Raw genomic sequence first — 3,778 nt, 5'->3', positions numbered from 1 at the left:
GGGAGGTCGTAGTTCACCATGATATGAGCGAACTGTAGGTTCAACCCTTCTCGGGCGGCGTCTGTGGCAAGCATCACGTTCGCCGGTCCCTCGAATTTCTCGAACTGTTGCTTACGCTGTGACTGTGAGAGATCACCGTAGATTTCGGCGATATCCCTGTCGCCGAACACTTGTCCCTTCAGGTATTCGAGGGTGTCCGTGTATTCAGTGAAGATGAGTATCTTCTCATCGGGGTCCTCCTCTAGGATCCCATCAACGTACTCGCGTAGTCGCTCTGCTTTCGAATCGACTCTGATCGCCTTCGCTTGGTTGTAGAGCTCGCGAACCATCGAGAGCTCCTGTTCGATTTTCTCTGGATCGCCAGAGGCTGCCGCGGCGCCAAGCTCCTCCTCAACGCGCTCTCGTTGCGCTTCCGTAAGGAGATCCGGATTATCACGGTATTCGTCGAGCAGGCTCTTTGTGAGCTCTGAGAGCTCGCCTACATCGGCGCCCCCCGCCTTTATCGACTCCATCCGATTTCGAAGAGATTGCTGAATGGCGTAGATCGAGGAAACGAGCCGTTTCTGGTAGAGTACCATCGCGAACCCCGCGGCGTCGTTCTCCTCTTGACTGGCGAGGTTGTAGTGTTCGGTGATGTACTCGGTGATGTCGTCGTACAGTTTGCGCTCTTGACTCGTGAACTCGACTGGAAGGGTCTGGATATTCTTTTCGGGGAACATGGGGGTCCCATCCTCGTTGTACATCTCGTCTTTGAGCCGACGGATCATTAGATCCTTCAGCCCCTCCTTGTTGACGTCGTGCTCGTCGCGGAAACGGTAGGGATCGAGAAGCGAGATCATGAAGTAGAACTGATCACGCTTCCCGTTGTGTGGCGTTCCGGTGAGAAATAGTAGGCCGTCAGATGTCTCAGAAACCGCTTCCCCAACCCGATATCGATCGGTCTTGTTGACGCCACGCTTGCCTTCTCGACGGGCAGTGAGGTGGTGTGATTCGTCGAAGAGCGCGATATCCCAGTCGTCCTGAACGTTCTTTAGCGCCGAACGCACATCATCCTGCTTAGCAAAGTCGACAGAAGTGATGATGCGATCTTCGTGCGACCAGACATTCTCGGCAGGATAGGCATCACGCTTCGCCTCCACGTAGTCGCGGTCGTAAATGACGTAATTCGTGTCGAACTTCTCGCGGAGCTCTTCCTGCCACTGGGTGGTAAGTGGTGCCGGGGCGACAATCAGAACGCGGTCAGCCTGTCCACGGGCGGCGAGTTCCTCGATGACGATCGCGGCTTCGATTGTCTTTCCGAGACCAACCTCGTCGCCGATGAGGTAGCGGTGATCGTATGACGTGAGGATCTCGTGAGCAGCTTTCACTTGGTGGGGGGCGATGTCGATCCGGTTGTTCTCCAATGCGACGAAGCGATCCTGTCGGTGTGCGAGATCTAATTCGGCCGCCTTGGCACGAAGGTTGAAGCCTGCTGGATCGTCGAACTCACCCTTCTCGATGAGGGCGTCGCTGCTGTCTGTAATATCAACTACTGCAGCAGGCAATTTTTTTGAGTCATCGTCGTCGGTCAGAATGTGGAGCAGACACTGTCCCGATGGTCGGTGATTGACTTTGACGAGTTCACCCTCGCCGCCCGCGAAGCTAACGCGATCCCCGATATCGAAACCACACGCGCAATTAGACACTATTATATCGGAAGGTAGCGACCTGACTTAATTTCTCGGCAAATAAGTCGCCACGCTCCCGTGGGGCGTGATACCGGGGCCACAACATCTCCTCAATACCGTCCAATCATATTCACAATGGACGACAAGTTGGAGACCCTCGCAAAAATACACATCTCACCCATTGCTTGTGACTCTATCACGGCGGCTTCGATTGTCCTCGGGGTAAATATAAGTCAGTTGAATAGACAAAATGATTGTGTGACATCACACAGCACATTCAAACCGGGTGACAGGGTGTCCTACTACGGAGGTGAAGGAACAGTCGTCCGTGTTGAAGACGATGTGCTGCATATACACACTGATGAAGGGGAAATCACTACCCATCGGTCCAATCTTCCAATGGTATCAAAGACATCTGAGTTCGAAAGCGGTGAGCGGGTCACTTTTCCCGGCGGGAAAGGAGAAATCCTAAAAGTTGAAGAAAGGTCAGACCGTCCCGATCTGCTCATTGTACGGACGGCAGATAACAAGGTAAAAGAAGTTCCTGCCGATAAGAAAGGCGTCGAGCCGCTGGCGGACATCAGCGATAAACTGTCACTATTGCAGTTCGATACCGGTTCACGCTTCGATTTGTTAAAAACAGCAATTAAACTTGATCTCGCCTATCGGTTCGACCGGTTCTTGTCGTTAGCAGGAAATCGAATAGACGTTACCCCACACCAAGTCGAGGCAGCGCACGAAATCCTCACGTCCCACGATCAACGCTATCTACTCGCTGATGAGGTCGGCCTCGGAAAGACGATCGAGGCAGGTATCGTCATCGAGGAGCTCATGGCCCGCGGAAGAGCGGAGCGAGTTCTCATTGTCACGCCTGCCTCATTGAAACTACAGTGGCAAGAGGAGATGAAAGACAAATTCGATCAGGATTACGTGATTTATGACCGCGACTATGTGGACGCAATTGGCCGGTCGACAACATCGGAGAATGTCTGGGAGCATGATAATCTCGTCATCACCTCAATTGATTTTGCCAAACAGGAGGCGGAGGCAGACGACGAAGAGGACATGCTTGAACCTCTCCGGCGAGCAGAATGGGATATTGCCATCTTCGACGAAGCGCACCATCTGACAGCGAGACGGGGAAGTGATGGGGAGAGACGACCGACAGATCGTTATGAAGTCGGTGAAGCAGTAAGCCAGAATGCTGATTCATTGTTGTTTCTGACCGGGACCCCACATAAAGGAAAGTCTGATCAGTTCTACTTTATAGTTGATCTGATCGAGCCGTATAGATTTGAAAATGAGAGCAGTATCAATCCCGAATCATTGGATGATCTAATGATTCGCCGGTTGAAGAGTAACCCTAATATGGTACATTCGGACGGGAGTCCGATGTTCCCAGAAAAACAGATCGATACTCTATCAGTCGAATTTACCGATGAAGAATATGCGCTCTATCAGGATATTACCGAGTATCTCAACAAGCACTATCGGCTTGGTGAGGAGCAAGCGTCCCATGCCGCCGGATTTTCGATGGTTATCTATCAAAAGCGACTCGTGTCGAGTATTCGAGCGATTCAGCGATCCCTCGAAAGACGTGAATCTACACTCCGAGAAGGCGGCCGAGATCAGCTCTCGCAGGTTGCAAAAAGTTTACTCAAACAATATAGAGAAAGCCCAGAAACGCTCACAGAAAAGCAACGACAGCACGTCGAAGACGAGCTACAAGAGCTCTCGACAAGGCAGGATCCTGAACAACGACAAAAAGAGTTGGAAATTGTAGAAGAACTGATACAGCGAGCGAAGCAAATTGGTGTTGATTCAAAAGCAGAACGGCTACGAACGTCGATCAACGACCTCCTTGAGAGAGAGCCAGACGAGAAGGTACTGGTCTTTACAGAGTATACAGATACCCTCGAATATCTTCGCGACGAAGTGCTGTCGGATTTCGATATTACGCAGATTCACGGTGGGCTAGCCCAGTCTCAGCGGCGAGAGCAAGTCGAGAAGTTCCGGTCTGAGGCGAATATTATGCTAGCGACTGATGCTGCACGGGAAGGGATCAATCTCCAGTTTGCCCATATTATGGTGAACTACGACCTCCCGTGGAA

2 protein-coding genes are annotated in these 3,778 nt (G+C 51.7%); one reads left to right on the top strand and one right to left on the bottom strand.

Translation table 11 applies throughout. From position 1 onward, the window contains the following. On the bottom strand, positions 1–1,685 hold a 1,685-nt coding region (locus DJ74_RS02000), incomplete at its 3' end, for a DEAD/DEAH box helicase (protein WP_176451289.1). Between the two features lie 117 nt (positions 1,686–1,802). Between DJ74_RS02000 and DJ74_RS01995 the strand changes: the two genes are divergently transcribed. Further along, on the top strand, positions 1,803–3,778 hold a 1,976-nt coding region (locus DJ74_RS01995; protein ID WP_217900309.1), incomplete at its 3' end, for a helicase-related protein.

The organism is Halorubrum sp. Ea8 (assembly GCF_002252925.1).
Classification (GTDB): Archaea; Halobacteriota; Halobacteria; order Halobacteriales; family Haloferacaceae; genus Halorubrum.
This window is presented reverse-complemented; position numbering and strand designations above follow the sequence as displayed.